Here is an 18,340-nt window from a genome sequence, read left to right as displayed (position 1 = left end):
GGCGTGCAGGCAAAAAAAACGGGGCGCCTGGCCCCGCCTTTATAGAGGTTGATCGCCCCGCCGCAGGACGCTGGGGCGGGCTGAGCCAGCCTCAGGAATCGAAGGTGTTCTTGCCGGTGAACTTGATGCTGGCGGGGTTGCCGTTCTGACCGATGCGGCGAGCGTTGTGACCCACCATCGGACGGCCCTCGTTCACCTTCTCGGGGAACACACCATCTTTGGGGTGCAGGAATTCAGTGTCGCCGCCGGGGAAGATCCGGTAGATCTTGTAGTCCTCGATGCGGGGCTTGAACTTGGTGCGCAGCTGGGTGCCCAGGGCCAGGCACTGTTCCTTACGAGCGAAATACATGATGTTTTCGCCCTCGTTCATGTGGGCGGCACCACCGGTGGGGAGCTCGAACGCCTGAACCTTGCTGCTGGTCCAGGTGATGGCGTACTTCTCTTCGGTTTCAGCGGCGTTGAGCAGACCGCCCGTGCTGCCGATGTACTTCGGGAGTTGACCGCTCAATGCCATGGCTGTTCCGGAGAGGGGAGTCGGCGGACCGCAGACCGTTTCGACCGGAAGCTAGCACCGTGTTTTGGGGCCAACAGCCCGGCGCTGCGGGGTCTTCACACCCGTCAACAAACCGCTCGGGTTCAGGCCTGTGCCACCGGGAAAAACACAGTGAGATCGTTGCCGGCCCGCTCCGCCAACCGCCCCCCGAGGCTATGGAACAACCGCTGGGTGGCCTGACGGCTGAGCTGCAGGCTGCCGGTGCCCGGATTCCAGCTCAACACCGGCCCCACCCGCTCCGCGGCCGCCGGCTCAGCCAGCTCCACGAGCACCGCCTCGCTGGCGCTGAAGCGCAGCTTCAAACGGGCGCCGGCGGGCTGCAGGCTCAGGCGCACTACCGCCCCGGCAGGTAGCCCGCGGCTAAAGCGATCCACCAGGCCGCCGAGCACGGTTTCAAGCCGCGCCGGATCGCTGAGCACGGGCGGCAACTCCGGGCTGCAGCTCAATTCGATCGCAAGGCTGCGGCGCAGCAACTGCTGACGCCACACCGGCTCCAGCTGCTCCAGCAGCCGGGCCAGATCGGTGCGGGCCAGCGCTTGCGGGGGCTCAGCGCTGCCCGGCTGGCGCTGCAGCTCCGCCGCCAGAAAGATCAGGCCAAAGCGATCGATCTGTTCGCTGCATTCACCATCGATCTGCTGCAAACGCTGGCGCACCAGAGCCGGCAAATCGCTGCGGCGCAGCAGCGAGCGGATCAGGGTGCGGATCGTGGCCAGCGGTGTGCGCACCTCATGGGTAAGGGCCTCCAGCAGCGCCAGCTCACTGCTCGGGCCCGTGCTGGCGCTGGCATCAGTGGTGCTGCTGCGGTGCACGAGAGGCTGGAGGGTGAGGCTTGGGGCCATGGCCGCCAGCCGTTCCGCCAGCCGCGGCCAGAAGCGCTGGGCCAGCTGCTCATCGCTCTGTAACGGCCCCAGCGCCTGAATCGCCTGGCGCAGCCGCTGCCCCTGCTGGGGATCGGTGTGCTGCAAGCGCTCATCCAGCAGGCTCAGGGCCGCTGAGAGCGTGGGCGGGTCAAAGCGCACCACCAGCCGCCGCTGGCCGCTCTCGCCCAGGAGCGCCATGGCTACCTGCAGGCGCGGGGTGAGCACCAGCAGCAGCGGATCCGTGCCATCGGCCTCCAGGAGCGGCTGGCGCTGGAAGCCGCCCGCCGCTCGGGCCGGTGCACTGCTGAGCCCAGGCGGCAACAGGGGAGAGCCGGCCTGCAGCAAATCACCCAGCTCCGCCGGCGCCCACACCCAACCCTGCAACTGCTGCAACAGATCCGGCTCGTGCAAGGCCGGCAATGGTGCCGCGAGCCACACCCCCTGCTGCGCCCCAAGGGGCAGCAAAAAATCCTCTTGCAAGGTGGCGAGGGCCGCCCACCACTGGCGGCGCACGCTGTCGTCGTCGCTGCAACCGGGCGGCACCCCCTCCGCCAGCCGCTGCCGCAGCTGCTCCAAACTCGCGGGCCCTGAGGCGCTCACCAGCGGGGCAGCCTCTGGGCGCCGCGGCGAGCCGCCGAGGCACACAGGCCCAGGGCGATGAAGTTCACCAACATCGCCGAGCGGCCGTAGCTCAACCAGGGCAGGGGGATGCCGGTGATCGGACCGAGGCCAATGGTCATGTTGATGTTCACCACCACCTGAAACATCACCATCGCCCCCACGCCGACCACCACCAGCGACTCCACATCCGTACGGGCTTTGCCGGCGATCTGCAGCAGGCGCCAGATCCAGAACACAAACCCGAGCACCGCCAGCACCGAGCCCACAAAGCCGAGCTCCTCACCCAGGGCGCTGAAGATGAAATCGGTGTGCTGCTCCGGGATGAAGCGCAACAGGGTGAGATGACCCTGCAACAGCCCAGTGCCGAACACACCACCGGATCCGATGCCCACGGTGCTTTGCAACAGGTGATAGCCGCCGCCGAGGGGGTCTTTGTTGGGATCGAGGAAGAGCGTGAGGCGGTCGCGCTGGTGGGGCTGCAGGAAGTTGTTCCACAGCCAGGGGGTGGCCACCGCAAACACCCCTTGCACCGCCAGCACGAGCGAAAGCCCAACCCGCTTCCAAGGAAGACTCTTCCAAGCCACGAGCCCCATCGCCGGAATCCAGGCCAGCAGCAACCAGGGGAACACCCCGGCCACGATCGCGGTGATCACCGGGGAGAGAAAGAGCACCACCCAGCTGCCGGGCATCCCCGACCAGAACATCATCACCAACAGCAATGCACCGAACACCAGTGAGGTGCCCAGATCGGGCTGCACCAGCACCAGCAGCCAGGGGAAGCTGATGATCGCCACCGGGCGCACCAGATCCACCGGGCGCTCCACCGGATGGCGTGAGAGCACGCGCGCCAGCAGCAGGATCGCGCCGATCTTGGCGAATTCCGAGGGCTGGACATTGAAGCCGGCGATGTTGATCCAGCTCTGGGCGCCGAGGGCACTCACCCCCACCACCCGCACCGCAACCAAGCTGGCCACGGTGACGCCATAGATCACCCAGGGCCAGCGGGTGATGCTCTCCACGGGCACCCGCGCCAGGCCCAGGGCAATTACCAACCCCACTGCCGCCGTCACCCAGTGCTGATACCAATCGGCGTAATCCGCCTGGCGCTGGGTGCTGGCGATCAGGATCCCCGACACGAAGATCATCGCCAGGGGAATCCACCACAGCAGCTTGTCGACGCGATCCACCCAGCGGCGACGGCGGGAGCCACCGGCGGCGAACAGGGCGCTGCGGCGCCGGCCCCAGAGCCCCAGCAGGGTCATGCGGGGGCCGCCAGTGGCAGCAGGCGTGCTGCCAGATCACGAAAAGCCTGGGCTGTAGCCGATTCGGGTGCACTGAGCACCGCCGGGCGGCCGCCATCTCCGCCCTGCACCACCGCCAGCTCCATCGGCAACTGCGCCAGCAGCGGCACCCCGCTCTCCTGAGCCAACTGAGCGCCGCCACCGGAGCCGAACAGCTCGTAGCGCTTCTCAGGCGCATCGGGCGGGATGAAGGCGGTCATGTTTTCCACCACCCCCAGCACCGGCACCCCAAGCTGCTGGAACATCGCCAAGCCACGGCGTGCATCCTGCAGCGACACCATCTGCGGCGTGGTCACGATGATCACGCCCGCCATGGGCACCGCCTGGGCGAGGCTGAGCTGGGCGTCGCCGGTTCCCGGGGGCAGATCCACCACGAGCACGTCGCGCTCACCCCACTCCACCTGATACAGGAACTGGCGAATGATGCCGTTGAGCATCGGCCCACGCCAGATCACCGGCTGATGGGCATCGATCAACAGCCCCATCGACACCATGGCGATGCCGCAGCTCTCCAGCGGCGTGAGGATCTGGGTGTTGCCGCTGCCCTGCACCTCGGGCGTTTGATCCGCCACCCCGAGCATCGTGGGGGCATTGGGGCCGTAGATATCCGCATCGAGCAGGCCCACCTTCAGGCCGGAGGCCGCCAGGGCACAGGCGAGGTTCACGGCCACGGTGCTCTTGCCCACACCGCCTTTGCCGCTGCTCACGGCAATCACCTGCTTCACGCCTGGGATCGACTGCTTCTCAGGGCCGCCGCCGCCATGGCCGGCCGCACCGATCGGCGCCTGCTGATGGGCGGCCGCCGGAGCCGGCGGAGGTGCCAGCTCAATCTGCACATCCTCGATACCGCCCACCTGCAGCAGGGCACCGCGGGCATCAGCCGCGATGCGCTCGCGCTGGGCATTGGCATAGCCGGGCAGAGCCAAGCGGAACACCACCCGGTTGTTCTGCACGCGCACCTGCTGAATCCACTGCAGCTCCAGCAGGCTGCGACCGCTGCCGGCATCGGTGAGGGGCTCGAGGGCGGCGAGGGCCTGGGCTAAGGCCTGATCAGCGCTGGCCATCGGGCGGGAGGAAAGAACCCGGATCCTAGAAGCGATGGCCAGAAGCCTTAGCGGCCAGCAACGCCCGGCCAACGGCATCCCGCCATCGTGATCACGAACTCTCTCGAAAGCTTGTGCGCCGGCTGGTTGAGCTGAAAAGGTGAGGCGGTTTGCCGGAGCCCCGCTGGGGTTGCACTGAATGTTGAAGGGCCTGCTGTCGCGAGCCAAAGCCAAGCTGGGCAGCACCCCTGCCGCGGCTGCCCCGGCGCTGGAGGCACCGCCAGCGGATTCGCGGGAGCGGGCCAAGGCGCTGCTGATGGGCCTGCAGGATTCGATCTGCTCCGGCCTCGAGCAACTCGACGGCACCGGCCGCTTTGCCGAAGAAAGCTGGGTGCGGCCTGAGGGCGGCGGCGGACGCTCGCGCGTGATGAAGGGCGGCCGCGTGTTTGAGCAGGGCGGTGTGAACTTCTCGGAGGTGGAGGGCAGCGAACTGCCCCCATCGATCCTGAACCAGCGCCCGGAGGCCAAGGGCCATCGCTGGTTCGCCACCGGCACCTCGATGGTGCTGCACCCGCGCAACCCCTACATCCCCACCGTTCACCTCAACTACCGCTATTTCGAGGCGGGCCCGGTGTGGTGGTTCGGCGGCGGCGCCGACCTCACCCCTTACTACCCCTTCCTCGACGACGCCAAGCATTTCCACAGCACCCTCAAAAGCGCCTGCGACTGCGTGAACCCCTCGTTTTATGAGGTTTTCAAACCCTGGTGCGACGAATACTTCTATCTGAAGCACCGCGATGAAACCCGCGGCGTGGGCGGCATCTTCTACGACTACCAAGACCCCCGCGGCGTGCTCTACAAAGGCCAGAACCCCGCCGGTCCCGCCGCCGCGGCCGGCCAGCGGGTGGGCGCCCAACCCCAAAGCTGGGAGCAGCTGTTCGCTCTGGCCAGCGCCTGCGGCAACGCCTTCCTGCCGAGCTATGTGCCGATCGCTGAAAAGCGGCAGCACACCCCCTACGGCGAGCGTGAACGCCAGTTCCAGCTCTACCGCCGCGGCCGCTATGTGGAGTTCAACCTCGTGTTCGACCGCGGCACCATCTTTGGTCTGCAAACCAACGGCCGCACCGAATCGATCCTGATGTCGCTGCCGCCGCTGGTGCGCTGGGAATACGGCTATCAGCCCGAGGCCGGCAGCCGCGAAGCGCTGCTCACCGAGCTGTTCACCAAGCCCCAGAACTGGCTGGGCGACGCCTCATTGATCGGCCGTTGCCAGCCCCACGGGGCTGTGAACTGAAGCAGGCGTTGGAGCGGCGGCGGCGGTGGGTTCAGCCACGCCGCCCACCCCCAACTCCAGGGCATTCACCACCCGTGCAGTGATCGCAGCGAGGGCCTGCTCGCGGCTGGCTGGATTGCGCAGCGCCGGCTCCAGCGGGGCCTCGAGCTTGCCGATTTCCAGGATCGTGATGCCGCGGCGGGGGCCGCCGAGGCCGCCGCGGAACTGGCGTGGGTAGCCGCCGAATGCCTGGGCCAGGCTTTCGTCAAGGCTGCTGTGGGGGCGATGCAGCGCCGGGATCACACCGGATCCCACCCCATCCGGGCCGTAGGCGTCGAAGTGAATCTCGAGGGCATAGCCCCCGGCGGCGGCATGGGCCTTGCCCACACTCCAATTGGTGCGGGGGTCGTCGCCGTTGTGGATCGTGCGCACTTGCGGGTCGTAGAAGCGGATGTTGAGCCCGCGCTGCCGGCCCAGCTCCACCACCCGCCGGGCCACCTCGAGATTCCAATAGAGCTCGTCGCGGATGCCGGGCTGCATGGGCCGGGCACCGGCCAGATCCACCGCAGCACCGGAGGTTCCGGCACCGGGAATGCCCTGGGAATCCGCATGGCCGGCCATCACCAGAATCTCCACCTCACGCCCGACGGCGCGGCGCCCGACCCAATCACGCTGGAGGCGGCTGCGCACGCCGGTGAGCGGATCCGTGCCGCCACTGCGGGGTGCGGGGGCCTCGGCCGCTGCCGCCAGGCCCAGGGTGCCCAGAAGCAACCCTGCCAACAACACACTGCGGCGAAGGCCAGTCGGGCAGGCCATGCGTGACGGCGGCGATGTCAGCTGATCACTCTGGCTCAGATCGGGGAGCTCAGCAGATTCCCATCGCTGAACAGCCCCAGCTGGGGCCCCAATTCCTGCTCCAGCGCAATCAGCTCATCGCGGTGGGCACGGAGGCGCAGGGCACTGCCGGTGGCCTGGTCGTGGCTGATCAGGCGCAGCTCCACCACTTCAGCGCGGGCGGCGCGGCGGCGATACAGCACCCCGGCGAGGGGCCCCAAGCCGATCAAGAGCAGCGGCCACCACTGCAACGGCGGCATCAGCTGACGTAGCACCAGCCCCAGGCAGCCGGCCCCCACGCCACCCAGCAGCGACAGCAACACCGCCAAGCCGCCGCTGGCCTGCACCTGGCCGCGGAAGCGCAGCAGACGCCGCTCAGGATTGCTCTCCTGCTCGAGCCAACCGCGCTGCTTGAGCCAGTCGGCCATCACCGGCAGCACTTCGAGGGGTGGACGGGACGAGCGCACCTCCACCACGGTGGTGCGGTCTTTACTGGCGGCCCGCAGGAAGAACACCAGGCCGACAGCCAGGAGCAGGGTGAGCAGCAGGGTGGAACCCAGGGCTGGGGGCATGCGCGCCGCCGTGCAGATGCGCTTCATTCTCCTCAAGCCAGTGCCGCCACGGCGTCATCAGCTCCTGGGCGGCGGCGCGGTGCTCATCCAGCAGGTGCAGCATCCGCCGAGGCCGACCTCGACTGGGGCAGCGCTGGCTGTAGGTGCTGATCGCCCCCTCGTGATCGAGGAAATGGATCGACTGCTGCAGCACCGTTTCCGACAACCGCAGCTTCGGGTGCGCATCGCACAGGTCGTGCATCAGCGCGGTGGGGTAGCTGTCGTGCTCGAGCAAGCACTCGAGAATCCAGCAGACAGCCAGCTCGAGACCCAGATGCTGAATGGGCGGCTGCTCAAAAAAGGCTCGAATCGCTCCAAGACCCGAAAGCCCCGGGGAGCAGGGGGATCGCATCACAACAACCCAGCGGCACACCCACCTGCTAGCGCAGTCTCATTTCGATTTTCAAGAGCGAAAGATGATCTTGGGTTTTGCCGGTGCGCGGCCGGCGGTCCGCGACGATGGCTCCAGCTCCCGCCCTCACCTTGACCAGCTCCCAATCCAGCGGTCCCGCTGCACCGGCCGCCGGCTCCAGCCCGGCCCGCTTCGCCGTGCTCGATGGCGATCTCACACCGGAATGGCATGAGCTCCTGGGCCGCTCCAGCGCCCTAGCGGTGGACACCGAAGCGATGGGCCTGGTGCATGGCCGCGATCGCCTCTGCCTGGTGCAGATCAGCGACGACCAGGACAACGTGTGCTGCATCCGCATCCTGCGGGGCCAGAGCGAAGCCCCGCTGCTCAAACAACTGATGGAGCACCCGGCCATCGTGAAGGTGTTCCACTTCGCCCGCTTCGATGTGGCAGCCCTGGGCGAAGGCCTCGGCATCGCCGTGCAGCCTCTGTTCTGCACCAAGGTGGCCAGCCGCCTGGCGCGCACCTACACCAACCGCCATGGCCTCAAGGAGCTGGTGAATGAGCTCTGCGGCGTGGAGCTCGACAAGGGTGCCCAGAGCAGCGACTGGGGGCGGGTGGAAGAACTCAGCGAGGCGCAGCTGGCCTATGCCGCCAACGATGTGCGCTATCTGCTGCCGGCCCGCGAGCGACTGATCCAGATGCTCGAGCGCGAAGAACGCCTGGATCTGGCGCAGCGCAGCTTCCAGTGCATCCCAGTGATCGCCGAGCTCGATCGCGGCCGCTTCGGCGCCATCTTTGAGCACCGCAGCTGAGCCGGGCTCAGTCGTCGCCCAGGTAGTTCTCCTCTTCCTTCACCGCTTCCAGGAGCACGTCGAGCAACTGCCTGGATTCCTGGCCTACGCCTTCGCTCTCCACCAGCAGCCGCTGCGCGATGAGCAGGCGCCCGGCGTTGTCACGCACATCCTCACGGGCCGCCACCAGATCCACCTTGCGGCGGGCGGCGGCAATGCTGATGCTCAAAGCGCTGGCCAGCTTTCCGCAGGCAATCACGTAGTCCTTGTCCTGGGGCGCTGCCATGCGGGCTGCTGAAGGCGTAGCGCCATCATCCCGCCTGACCTGCAACCGGCTCGAGCAGGCGCTGCTCCAGCAGCCGCGCCAACGCTTCACTACCGCCGGCGGCTCCCATGCGGCGCCGGCCGATCCGCCCCAGGGCATCCCGCCGCTGCGGATCGTGCAGCAACAGCTCCAGGCGCCTGGCCAACACCTCCGGCGTACGGCACACCGCCACCGAGCCCCCAAGCAGGCGGCTCTGGCGCTGGGCAAACCCCACCTTGAACTGGGGGCCGGGCCCCGGCAGCGACAGGGCCGGCACCCCCAGGCCCACCAGCTGCTCGGTGGCCGTGCCCGCCGCCGCCAAGCCCAGCTCAGCGCAGCCGGCCCAGGCCGCGAATCGCCCAGGGCCCACCACCAGCAGCACACGTCCACGCCGCCAGGCCGCTGCCGCATGCAACTGCGGTGGTGCAGCCGCCGGCTCGAAGCCCAGGCCGCCCAGCAGCGGCGCCCAGTCACCTGGGGCCGGCCTGGAGCCGCAGGGGGCTAACACCAACAGGGGATCGGGGTTTTCAAGCAACGCCAAGGCCTCCAGCAACCGGCGCAGATTGCCCAGGGCCTCGGGCATGCGGCTTCCCCCCAGGAGCAGCAGGCGGCGATAGCTGCTGAGCTCTGCCGGGAGGGGTTCAGCCCGCAGACCATCCATCATCGGGTTGCCGGGCGCCAGGGCCCGCACGCCATGCCGCCGCAGGCCGCGGGCGGTGAGGGCGTCACGCATCGCGACCAGACGGCAGCGCCGCGCCGCCATCAGCGCCCATTCCCAGGGGTCCCACTCGCTGCCCTTGCAGCGGTGATACAGGGCCGCCAGCCCCGCAGAGCCCGGACCACTGGCCCAGGTGTAGTCGCTCTTAGGGGTGCCGATGAAGCCGTAGGGAGCCCCGCTGCCCCAGGCGAGCAGCAGCGGCAGCAGATCCCCCACAGCCAGCACAGGTTCACCGCGGCGCCCCCAGCGGCGCACCAGGCGCCATTGGCGCCAGCTCAGCGCGAGCACGCCAGCCCAGAGATCAGCCACCAGGCCCCGCAGGCTCTGGTTGCTAAAGCCGCCACTGGGCAGGTGGCGGCGCGGGCCCACCCGGCGGAGCACCCCGGCAGCCTCCGCGGCAGCGAAGGCGCCGCCCTCTCCCACCAAGGGCATCACCGCGATCTCCAGCTCCGGCCGGCGGCGGTGAAGGGCCTGGAGCACCCGCAACGCGATGAGGTCTTCCCCATGGCCGTTGCTCAGCACCAGCAAACGGCCGGGCATCCCGTGACTGATACGATCCGCCCTGGGAGTTTGCTCCCGCCCGGCGGCATGGCCAAGTGGTAAGGCAGAGGATTGCAAATCCTTTACCCCCAGTTCGAATCTGGGTGCCGCCTCTCGTTACACCTCAGCGCAGTTGCGCTGAGATCGTCCATGGCGGCTCACCAGCCTCCGCGAGGGCGACATTCAGGGCTTCGCAGCGCAGTTCGCTGGGGTCGATCTGACAACTCCCCTGGGCCGACCAGGTGCGCGGCAGGCCCTGGACCAATCCACGCCCATCGAAACGGGCCAGGCTGAAGCTCACCAAGCTGATGCTGAGCCCGCGTTTCAGCGAACAACTGCCGTTGCGGCAGGCCATGGGCTCGCTGCCTTCCGCCAGCGCACCCACCAGCGTCAACCGGATCAGTACACCGGGCTCCTTGGCCTCGGCTTGCACGCTGAGGCGCAGCACCTCAGGGCTGCGCTGATCCAACTGCAATTCCTGGCAGCGCAGCCTGGGGGCCGCCCCGTGCTCCACCACACAGCTGTTGGGCCGGGTGCGCCAACGCCCAAAGGCATCGGCCGCCGGTGCTGGGCCCGCCGGACTGGCCAGCAATGCGGCGACCGCCAAGGCGGTGCAGCGGAAGACTCTTGGCCGCATCAGTAGCCGGAATCGGCCACACAGGCGCCAATGCACACCAGTCCATTGCTGGCGGTGCGGCCGCAATGACCGCAAAGCACTGGATCGGCCACCGCGTGGGGCGCAACCTCGCCGGACTGCGGGGCATCAGCCGCACCGGTGGCGAGCTGAGCAGCGCCCGCGGCCGCGGCAGAACTGGGCAGAGAATTCACCGCAGAGATGGCCCCGACTGGCTCGATCATGGCAAGCGGCAGCGGACAACCCGGGATTGGGGTGGGAACCTGGGCCTGGGGCAACCAATTCCTGTGGGGCTACGACCCCAAGCGCGACGACGACGCTTTGGCCGCCACCTTCCAACGCTGCCTGGAGCGGGGGCTCCTCTTTTTCGACACGGCTGATTCCTATGGCACAGGCCGGCTGAACGGGCGCAGCGAAGCGCTGCTGGGGCGCTTCGCCCTGGCCGCGCCGGCCGAGCAGCGCCGCCAGCTGTGCATTGCCACCAAGCTGGCCCCCTTCCCCTGGCGCCTGGGCCGCCAGGGCTACCGCCGCGCCTTCGCCGCCTCCCAGGAACGGCTGCAGGGCCAAATGAAACGGGTGCAGTTGCACTGGAGTACGGCCCGCTATGCCCCCTGGCAGGAAGGGCCCTTGCTCGATGGCCTGGCCGAGCTGGTGCGCAACGGGGCCGTGGAAAGCCTCGGCATCTCCAATGTGGGGCCCAAGCGGCTGCGCCTGCTGCACCGGCGCCTGGCGGACCAGGGCGTGCCCCTACGCAGTCTGCAGGTGCAACTCTCACTGCTGGCACCGCAACCGATCCAGCCGGGTGGCGTGGCCGAGGTATGCCGTGAGCTCGAGATTGAGCTGATCGCCTACAGCCCCCTGGCCCTGGGATTGCTGAGCCGCAGGGAACCAGCCGCGAGCCGGCCACTCACCGGTACGCGCCGCAGTCTGTTCCTGCGGCTTGAGCCGCAGATGCAGCCGCTGCGGCAGCGCCTGCAGGAGATCAGCGCAGGCCGGCCCGGCGGCCTGGCCGCCGTAGCCCTCAACTGGTGCCGCGCCCACGGCGCCATGCCGATCCCAGGGCTACGCAGCGTTGCACAGGTGGAGGCCACCGCCGCAGCGCTCAGCTGGGAGCTCAGCAGCGAGGAGCGCCGCAGCCTCGATCAAGTGGCGTTGGCGGCAGATGCCCCGCGGATGCCAGCCAATCCCTTCCAGAGCGCCTGATCAGGCCTGGCCCATTTGGGGCGAGGGGTCCGGGGTGAGCACCACGGGCATGCGCTCGCGCTCCGGGGCTTCCGCCGCCTCAGCCGGCCGGCTCAACGACACCAAGCGGGGGCGAGGCGCTTCCAGCGGGGCCGGAGCGGCGGGCTCGTCCGCCGAAGCTGGGCCCTCATCGCAGGCGGTGAGCGCTTCCTGTAGCAGGGAGTCGAAAGTGGCGCCGGGCAAGCGGTGGCGGGCGATCTCCAAAAAGGCCCGGGCCAGGGATTCACCAGCTGCCGCCTTCAGAGCGGGGTTGGTGCGGCGCTGCTCCTGCTCTTCTTCCACAGCGCGAATGAAGCGCTCGGTGACGTCGCGCTTGGTGGCGGCGCGGATGCGGGTTTCCTGCTCCTGAGGGGAGAGCTGCAGCTGCTGATCCAGCTCCTCGAGGCGGCGGCTGATGCTCTCGAGCACTTCTCGGGCTTCCTTACCCACATGAGCCAGCTGGCCATCGGAGAGGCGGGGCAGATCCGCCACGAACACCTTGCCGTGGTCGCGCAAGGTGAGGAAGGTGGGCCGCACGCTGCTGCGGCTGGGGTAGGCGTCGCGCGGGCGGAGCGGGCGATTAGGCGGGATCGGGCCTGCAGAGCTGCGGCGGCGGGTGATCCGGGTTGAAGCGTTTAAAAGCGAGCCGTTTAACGACATCTCAAACCTATGAAGAACAAAACCTATGCACTGAGTTCTGCGTTGCCGAACAATCAGGCCCGGCGCGGCCAAAAATCGAAACCGCGCCGTAGTGCCCAGACCCTAATGGGCTGAAGCCACTTCACCTGGTGCAAACGCCAGGCTGATGCAATTTGGCAGCTGGAGCCCCTGAATCAGTACGGCAATCCAGCCAGGGGCGCCGATCCAGCTGAACCAGGCTCCACCTGGCCCAGCACCCAGGCCTGATGGCCCTGGCGCAGGCAAACCTGCAGGGCCCCCTCCACGGCCGACTCGGGCAGCACCAAACAGAAGCCCACACCAAGATTGAAGGTGTTCCAGAGGTCGGCCTCCGGCACCTCCCCGTTCTCCTGCAACCAACGGAACAGGGCCGGACGCTCCCAGCTACCGGCATCAAGGCGGGCATGCAGACCGGCAGGCAAGGAGCGCGGCAGGTTTTCCGGCAGACCGCCACCGGTGATGTGGGCCATGCCGTGCAGCTCCACGCCATCCGCCAGCAGGGCCTGCACCAGCGAGGCGTACAACACAGTGGGCGCCAGAAGCGCATCGAGCACAGCCGGACCGCCGGGGCTCAGGCAGGTGTCGGGCGTGACCCCGCGCATCTCCAGGATGCGGCGCACCAGGCTGAAGCCATTGCTGTGCACGCCGCTGCTGGCCACCGCCACGATGCGATCGCCGGCCTGCACCCGCGCCGGGTCGATCAGCTCGTCTTCTTCCACCACAGCCACACAGAAGCCCGCCAGGTCGTAGCGACCAGGGCCATAGAAGCCAGGCATCTCAGCGGTTTCACCCCCCAGCAGGGCACAACCGCTCTGGCGGCAACCATCGGCAATGCCTTCCACCACCTGGGCCATCGCCTCGGGGGTGAGCTTGCCAGTGGCGATGTAGTCGAGGAAGAACAGGGGCTGGGCTCCACTGGTGATCACGTCGTTGACGCACATCGCCACCAGATCAATGCCCACACCGTGGTGACGGCCATGGGCCTGAGCCAGCTCCAACTTGGTGCCCACACCGTCGGTGCCTGACACCAACAGCGGCTTGCGCATGCCCTGGGGCAGGCGACAGAGGCCACCGAAACCACCCAAGCCGCCCAACACCTCAGGCCGGCGCGTGGACTCAACACTCGAGCGAATGCGCTCGACGAACGCGCGCCCCGCCTCCACATCAACGCCGGCTGTGCGGTAGTCCATCCCTGCAACCACTCACGGGTTCTTCGATCCTGCCCCGCCAAGGGGCCGCCGCGAACGCCAATTCCGCAGCCGGCCGCCCAATTGGCACGCACTTCGATCAGCCCCGCTTATCGAGGTAATCAGCGGCCGTGATCCATCCACCCTCTTGTCAACCCCGCAGATCCCTGCGATGGCCGTTAGTTCGAGATTTGATCGCAAATGCTGATCAATCCAAGCTGTGCGATTGCAGACCAAATCATCCGAGAACGACCAGTAACTTTGCTGCGTCGTTAATTGCCGATAGGAACTCCGTCATCCCTTCAGTTCAGAAAAGGCTTGCAATTGCTGCGATGCCTAATCCGAATTGCTCCGAGGTTGATGGGCCACATCCCTTCTTCGTGGCTGCTGCGTTGATCGCGGCGAGTTTCGCTTGTTATGCGTCGCCTCTGTCTCCTTGGTGGTTCGGCCCTGTTGCTCTCCGGCAGCACTGGTCTGCCCCCGGCCTTCGCCACCACCGGCCGCGTTGCTGCTGAAGCTGGCAGCCCCTCCATCGACCTGGCTATCCGCAGCGTGGAGCCCAGCCTCGAGTCGGCCGAGCCTTCAGACGAGCTTCCGATCAAACCCGCCGCACCCACACTCCCGATCGCGACACCCCCACAGCAGCCACGGGTGAAGTCGGTGAGTCAGGGCCAGGCCAGCTGGTATGGACCCGGCTTCTTTGGAAACCGCACTGCCAATGGTGAAGTGTTTCGCCCCGGCACCCTCACCGCGGCCCACCGCACCCTGCCGTTCGGCACGAAGGTGCGGGTGACCAACCTCGGCAACGGCCGCAGCGCCATCGTGCGCATCAACGACCGCGGCCCCTTCCATGGCAACCGCGTGATCGACCTGGCCCATGGCGCCGCCAACAGCCTGGGGTTGATCTCCAGCGGCATCGCCAACGTGAAGCTGGAAGTGCTCCAGCCCTGAACGCTTCCCCGGCATTCCTTCAGCCCACTGGCCCCACGCCGGTGGGCTTTTTGCTGGCCCGGTAGGGTCGCTTTCAGCCGCAAGAGCCCGTGCGCCTGCTGCGCCGCTGCACCGATCTGGAGGCCTGGCGCCGCAGCATCGGTGCGGCACCGATCCATTTCGTGCCCACCATGGGCGCCCTGCATGCAGGGCACCAGAGCCTGATCGCCCGGGCTGGGCGCCCGCAGGCGGGCCGGCAGCCGCTGGTGCTGGTGAGCGTGTTTGTCAACCCGCTGCAGTTCGGAGCCAACGAAGACTTCGGCCGCTACCCCCGCCAGCTCGAGCGCGATGCCGAGCTGGCCGAAGCCGCTGGCGCCGATGCGCTGTTCGCCCCGAGTGTGGAGGAGCTCTATCCCGCCGGTGAGGCTGAGCTCACCCGCATCCAGCCACCGCAATCCCTGCAGGCGGGCCTGTGCGGCCGCCATCGCCCCGGCCACTTCGATGGCGTCGCCACGGTGGTGGGCCGCCTCTTGGGGCTGATCCGGCCGGATCAGCTGCTCCTTGGCGAGAAAGACTGGCAACAGCTGGTGATCCTGCAGCGTGTGGCTGCCGATCTGGGGCTGCCGGTGCAGGTGGTGGGCTGCCCCACCCTGCGGGAGCCCGACGGCCTGGCCCTGAGCTCGCGCAACAGCTACCTCAGCCCGGAGCAGCGCCAGCAGGCCAGCGCGTTGCCCCTGGCCCTGCGGGCTGCTGCCGCCGACGCCATGCCCCCTGGCAGTGCGCTCGCCCCCAAACTGAAGCAGGTGCGGCAACAGCTCGAGCAGGCCGGCCTGGTGCTCGACTATGTAGAAGCGGTGTGCCCCCGCAGCCTGCAGCCCCGCAGCACGCTCACGGGCCTCACCCTGCTGGCCGCCGCCGCCCACTGCGGCCCCAGCCGCCTAATCGACCACGTGTTTCTGATGAGCCGAGCCGCGATTGTTGCCATCGATGGCCCTGCCGGAGCCGGCAAAAGCACCGTGACCCGCGCCTTTGCCGAGCGGCTTGGGCTGATCTATCTCGATACCGGCGCCATGTACCGGGCGGTGACTTGGCTGGTGCAGCAAAGCGGCGCGGACGTCAGCGATGCGGCCGCCGTGGCACCGCTGCTAGACGGCCTCGATCTGCAGTTGAGCACCGCAGCCGCCGGCAGCCAGCGCGTGAGCGTGAACGGTCACGACGTGACCGAGGCCATCCGATCACCGGAGGTGACTGCCCAGGTGTCGGTGGTGGCGGCCCATGGCTGCGTGCGCGAAGCGCTCACCCGCCAGCAGCAAGCCATGGGGGAGCGGGGCGGCCTGGTGGCCGAAGGACGCGACATCGGCACCGCCGTGTTCCCCGATGCCGAACTGAAGGTGTTCCTCACCGCCACCGTGGCCGAACGAGCCCGCCGCCGCGCCCTCGATCTGGAGCAGCGCGGCTTCGCCGTACCGGCCCTGGCGGAGCTCGAAGCCCAGATCGCCGAACGCGACCACCTCGATTCCACCCGGGAGGTGGCGCCGCTCACCCAGGCCGACGATGCACTGGAGCTGATCACCGATGGCCTGAGCATTGATGCGGTGATCGAGCAGCTGGTTCAGCTGTTCCGCCAGCGGGTGCCCCACGACGCCTGGCCGGAGCCGGTGGCCTAGCGCTGCTCGCGCAACAGGCTCTCCAGCAAGCCCCCGCAGGCATCTTCCAGCAGATCGAGCACATGCTCGAAGCCCTGCTCGCCCCCGTAGTAAGGATCGGGCACCTCGCTGGCCCGGTGCTGGCGGCAGTGGCTGGTCATCGGCTCGATCCGCGCCAGACCGGGCCGATCCCCGAGTTCACGGGCCAGGGAGCGCACGTTGCGCAGGTTGTCGTCATCCATGGTGAGGATGCGATCAAACGCCCTGAAATCCGCCAGCTCGATCTGGCGAGCGCGGCTGGGCAGGTGAATGCCGCGGCGCTCGGCGGCGGCGCGCATGCGCCGATCAGCGGGGTTGCCCACGTGCCAGCCACCGGTGCCGGCGCTATCCACCACAAAGCGATCCTCCAGGCCTTCGCTGGCGATCAGGTGCAGAAACACCCCCTCGGCGGCCGGTGAACGGCAGATGTTGCCGAGGCACACAAACAAGATGCGCTGCTCAGCCATGGCTCACCCCCAGGCGCTGCAGGGCCAGCGCGGCTCTGAGCTGCACCACAGGCGCCTCCTCTGTGGCGTTGCGGCACAAACCGATCAGGGCCTCATGCAGTCGCTGCTGGGCAGCAGGCCCCTCCGCCAGCGCGGGATGCACGGCGGGCGCCAGCGATTCCAGCCCCACCACCACGGCGTAACGCACCACCCACTCGCCATCGCGGCAGCCCTCCACCAGCGCCTGCAGGCAGCGCTCAGCCACGGCACGGCGCTGCGGGAGCGCCAAATCATCGAGGCGCAGTTGGCCCAGTCCCCGCGCAGCAGCGCGGCGCACGCTGGGGCCGATGTCCTTGCCGAGGGCATCCTCGAGCACCTCCAGGCCCCGCACGTCACCAATGCCAGCCAGGGCACGCACGGCCCAGGCACGAGCGCCGTAGTTGTAGCCGTCGATGTTGGTGAGGATCGTGTCAACCGCGGGCACGCCGATGGCGATCAGGCCATCCACGGCCGCCACGGCGGCGCCTGGATTGTTGAAGCCGAGCACCTCCACCAGGCAGGCGGCGCCGTCCGGGTGCGCTGAGGCCGCCAGGGCTTGCGTGGCCTGCAGCAGGCCCAGAGCACTGTCGGCGCTCTGCACGGCCGCCACCAGGGCCGTTACATCCGATGGGGTCACAACAGACAGGCTCACAGCAAGGCATCCATCGCATCGAGTACAGCCACGGTGGCTGCATCGGGCACAGCCCTGGGCGATGGGCCGCCGGCAGCGGCCCAACCACCGCCTTGCTCCACCAAACCCCGCAGGGCAATCAACTTGAGGCTGTTCTCCGCCAGGGTGGCAGCAATGGGTTCAAGAGCCTCCCGCCAACCAGCCGCCCCCAGATCCATCAGAGCTGCGCGCCGCACCTGCAGCTGTTGATGTTGCAGGAGTTGCACCAGCTGCTCACCCCAGCGGCGCTCCTGGGTGAGCTGGAGCAGGGCCCGGCAGGCGGCGCTACGGATCAACGGCCGCTCATGGGCCACAAACGGTTCGATCACCGCCAACACCGGCGGCTCCGCCACACCGATCTCCCCGAGGGCTTCCAGGAGGGCTTCACAGGGTTCCTGCAAGCGGGGGGTGCCGGGTTGCTGGGCTCCGGCCACCGCCGGGCCACTGGCCAAACGCCGGCGCAGGGGGTCCACCGCCGCTTGAGCGCGCAGGTCACCGAGGGCGCGGGCCGCTGCTTCGCGCAGGCCGTGATCGTCGTCCTCGAGGGTGGCCAGCAGATCGGGAATCGCCGCCTGGGCCGGGAGGCCGAGCTTGCCGAGGGCCCGGGCCGCGTTGCGCGCAACGGCGTTTTCTTCCACCCCCGCGCCGGGGTCACGGGGGCGGCGCTGGCGCAACGCCTCCTGCAGCAGGGGCACCGCATCGGGATGGCTGCTGCGGTTCCGGCCCAGCCACCAGGCCGCGTAGTACTGCGCGGAGGGGTCGTCGGTGAGGCGCAGGCGGCGCAGCGCCTCCTCTTCACTGATCGGATCTCCGTTGCCCGGGATCGATGGGTCGGCGTCGCCGGCGGCCATGGCCCAAAACGATGGCGCTGCTGATGCTGCCATCGCCGCCGGCCCCACGGCGCACGGATGCAACAAAAAAAGCCCCCGTTGCGGGGGGCTCGGGGCAACTCGCGGTTGCGCTTCGATCTGAAAATCAGACCAGAGCGGCGATCGCGTAGTCGATGTAGTTGTTGGCGATCACGCCGGCGTCGCCGCTGATGCCGTGGT

The 18,340-nt window shown here is 68.3% G+C and carries 21 protein-coding genes and 1 tRNA gene; 6 read left to right on the top strand and 16 right to left on the bottom strand.

Translation table 11 applies throughout. The features are described 5' to 3' along the window. Window positions 1-91: 91 nt before the first annotated feature. The 4 genes from KUL97_RS06255 to KUL97_RS06240 form a co-directional block, all read right to left on the bottom strand. A complete protein-coding gene (locus KUL97_RS06255) occupies window positions 92-514 on the bottom strand; it encodes a photosystem I reaction center subunit II PsaD (protein WP_217796137.1) in 423 nt (140 codons plus the stop codon). Window positions 515-636: 122 nt separating this feature from the next. Further along, window positions 637-2,013 (bottom strand): sensor histidine kinase, encoded by a 1,377-nt coding sequence (locus KUL97_RS06250; protein ID WP_217796136.1) that lies wholly within the window; start codon window positions 2,011-2,013, stop codon window positions 637-639. Continuing rightward, window positions 2,010-3,296, bottom strand: coding sequence for a rod shape-determining protein RodA (gene rodA, locus KUL97_RS06245; protein ID WP_217796135.1), 1,287 nt, complete (start codon window positions 3,294-3,296; stop codon window positions 2,010-2,012). Before rodA ends, KUL97_RS06250 begins: the two co-directional genes overlap by 4 nt. Next, on the bottom strand, window positions 3,293-4,399 hold the full coding sequence (locus tag KUL97_RS06240; protein ID WP_217796134.1) for an Mrp/NBP35 family ATP-binding protein: 1,107 nt from the start codon (window positions 4,397-4,399) through the stop codon (window positions 3,293-3,295). The genes rodA and KUL97_RS06240 overlap by 4 nt, the downstream gene beginning before the upstream one ends. A gap of 178 nt (window positions 4,400-4,577) precedes the next feature. Here KUL97_RS06240 and hemF point away from each other — a divergent pair, with 178 nt between their 5' ends. Continuing rightward, complete coding sequence (hemF, locus tag KUL97_RS06235) at window positions 4,578-5,672, top strand: oxygen-dependent coproporphyrinogen oxidase (RefSeq protein WP_217796133.1); 1,095 nt, start codon at window positions 4,578-4,580, stop codon at window positions 5,670-5,672. On the opposite strand, the gene KUL97_RS06230 is transcribed toward hemF, so the two are convergent. From KUL97_RS06230 to KUL97_RS06220, 3 genes are read right to left on the bottom strand one after another with little or no spacing between them, the layout of a single operon-like run. Next, window positions 5,631-6,467 carry a dehydrogenase gene (locus tag KUL97_RS06230; RefSeq protein ID WP_217796132.1) on the bottom strand — a complete coding sequence of 279 codons (837 nt, stop codon included), beginning with the start codon at window positions 6,465-6,467 and terminating at the stop codon, window positions 5,631-5,633. The two genes, hemF and KUL97_RS06230, sit on opposite strands and share 42 nt — an antisense overlap. Window positions 6,468-6,502: 35 nt before the next feature. Next, window positions 6,503-7,057: a cofactor assembly of complex C subunit B gene (locus KUL97_RS06225; RefSeq protein ID WP_217796131.1), complete on the bottom strand. Its 555-nt coding sequence runs from the start codon at window positions 7,055-7,057 to the stop codon at window positions 6,503-6,505. Continuing rightward, window positions 6,975-7,448 (bottom strand): helix-turn-helix transcriptional regulator, encoded by a 474-nt coding sequence (locus tag KUL97_RS06220; protein WP_217796130.1) that lies wholly within the window; start codon window positions 7,446-7,448, stop codon window positions 6,975-6,977. Before KUL97_RS06220 ends, KUL97_RS06225 begins: the two co-directional genes overlap by 83 nt. 107 nt (window positions 7,449-7,555) lie before the next feature. Between KUL97_RS06220 and KUL97_RS06215 the strand changes: the two genes are divergently transcribed. Then, complete coding sequence (locus KUL97_RS06215) at window positions 7,556-8,260, top strand: ribonuclease D (protein ID WP_254896273.1); 705 nt, start codon at window positions 7,556-7,558, stop codon at window positions 8,258-8,260. Between the two features lie 7 nt (window positions 8,261-8,267). Here KUL97_RS06215 and KUL97_RS06210 read toward each other — a convergent pair whose 3' ends face one another. Together KUL97_RS06210 and KUL97_RS06205 are read right to left on the bottom strand one after the other, a co-directional pair. Continuing rightward, window positions 8,268-8,525: a hypothetical protein gene (locus KUL97_RS06210; protein WP_217796128.1), complete on the bottom strand. Its 258-nt coding sequence runs from the start codon at window positions 8,523-8,525 to the stop codon at window positions 8,268-8,270. 25 nt (window positions 8,526-8,550) lie between these two features. Continuing rightward, entirely contained in the window at window positions 8,551-9,801 is a 1,251-nt protein-coding gene (locus KUL97_RS06205) for a lipid-A-disaccharide synthase-related protein (RefSeq protein ID WP_217796127.1), read from the bottom strand. 42 nt (window positions 9,802-9,843) lie between these two features. On the opposite strand from KUL97_RS06205, the gene KUL97_RS06200 reads away from it, so the two are divergent. Then, window positions 9,844-9,914 (top strand) — tRNA-Cys (locus tag KUL97_RS06200). A gap of 11 nt (window positions 9,915-9,925) precedes the next feature. On the opposite strand, the gene KUL97_RS06195 is transcribed toward KUL97_RS06200, so the two are convergent. Beyond that, window positions 9,926-10,408, bottom strand: a complete 483-nt coding sequence (locus tag KUL97_RS06195; RefSeq protein WP_217796126.1) for a hypothetical protein — start codon at window positions 10,406-10,408, stop codon at window positions 9,926-9,928. A 29-nt stretch (window positions 10,409-10,437) separates the two neighbouring features. Then, window positions 10,438-10,629 carry a hypothetical protein gene (locus tag KUL97_RS06190; protein WP_368656110.1) on the bottom strand — a complete coding sequence of 64 codons (192 nt, stop codon included), beginning with the start codon at window positions 10,627-10,629 and terminating at the stop codon, window positions 10,438-10,440. 28 nt (window positions 10,630-10,657) lie between these two features. Between KUL97_RS06190 and KUL97_RS06185 the strand changes: the two genes are divergently transcribed. After that, window positions 10,658-11,638 (top strand): aldo/keto reductase, encoded by a 981-nt coding sequence (locus KUL97_RS06185; RefSeq protein WP_217796124.1) that lies wholly within the window; start codon window positions 10,658-10,660, stop codon window positions 11,636-11,638. Here the strand turns inward: KUL97_RS06185 and KUL97_RS06180 are convergent, their stop codons facing one another. Continuing rightward, a complete protein-coding gene (locus KUL97_RS06180; protein WP_217796123.1) occupies window positions 11,639-12,316 on the bottom strand; it encodes a hypothetical protein in 678 nt (225 codons plus the stop codon). Window positions 12,317-12,489: 173 nt separating this feature from the next. Further along, complete coding sequence (purM, locus tag KUL97_RS06175) at window positions 12,490-13,524, bottom strand: phosphoribosylformylglycinamidine cyclo-ligase (RefSeq protein WP_217796122.1); 1,035 nt, start codon at window positions 13,522-13,524, stop codon at window positions 12,490-12,492. A 414-nt stretch (window positions 13,525-13,938) separates the two neighbouring features. On the opposite strand from purM, the gene KUL97_RS06170 reads away from it, so the two are divergent. Next, window positions 13,939-14,472, top strand: coding sequence for a septal ring lytic transglycosylase RlpA family protein (locus KUL97_RS06170; RefSeq protein ID WP_217796121.1), 534 nt, complete (start codon window positions 13,939-13,941; stop codon window positions 14,470-14,472). 89 nt (window positions 14,473-14,561) lie between these two features. Beyond that, window positions 14,562-16,118 (top strand): bifunctional pantoate--beta-alanine ligase/(d)CMP kinase, encoded by a 1,557-nt coding sequence (locus KUL97_RS06165; protein WP_217796120.1) that lies wholly within the window; start codon window positions 14,562-14,564, stop codon window positions 16,116-16,118. Here the strand turns inward: KUL97_RS06165 and KUL97_RS06160 are convergent. From KUL97_RS06160 to KUL97_RS06150, 3 genes are read right to left on the bottom strand one after another with little or no spacing between them, the layout of a single operon-like run. Continuing rightward, window positions 16,115-16,603, bottom strand: a complete 489-nt coding sequence (locus KUL97_RS06160; protein WP_217796119.1) for a low molecular weight protein-tyrosine-phosphatase — start codon at window positions 16,601-16,603, stop codon at window positions 16,115-16,117. The two genes, KUL97_RS06165 and KUL97_RS06160, sit on opposite strands and share 4 nt — an antisense overlap. Then, window positions 16,596-17,273 carry a HEAT repeat domain-containing protein gene (locus tag KUL97_RS06155; RefSeq protein ID WP_368656109.1) on the bottom strand — a complete coding sequence of 226 codons (678 nt, stop codon included), beginning with the start codon at window positions 17,271-17,273 and terminating at the stop codon, window positions 16,596-16,598. The genes KUL97_RS06160 and KUL97_RS06155 overlap by 8 nt, the downstream gene beginning before the upstream one ends. After that, window positions 17,270-18,142, bottom strand: a complete 873-nt coding sequence (locus tag KUL97_RS06150) for a HEAT repeat domain-containing protein (protein WP_217796118.1) — start codon at window positions 18,140-18,142, stop codon at window positions 17,270-17,272. The genes KUL97_RS06155 and KUL97_RS06150 overlap by 4 nt, the downstream gene beginning before the upstream one ends. Between the last annotated feature and the right edge of the window lie 198 nt (window positions 18,143-18,340).

It is taken from the genome of Synechococcus sp. HK05 (assembly GCF_019104765.1).
Taxonomy (GTDB): domain Bacteria; phylum Cyanobacteriota; class Cyanobacteriia; order PCC-6307; family Cyanobiaceae; genus Vulcanococcus.
This window is presented reverse-complemented; position numbering and strand designations above follow the sequence as displayed.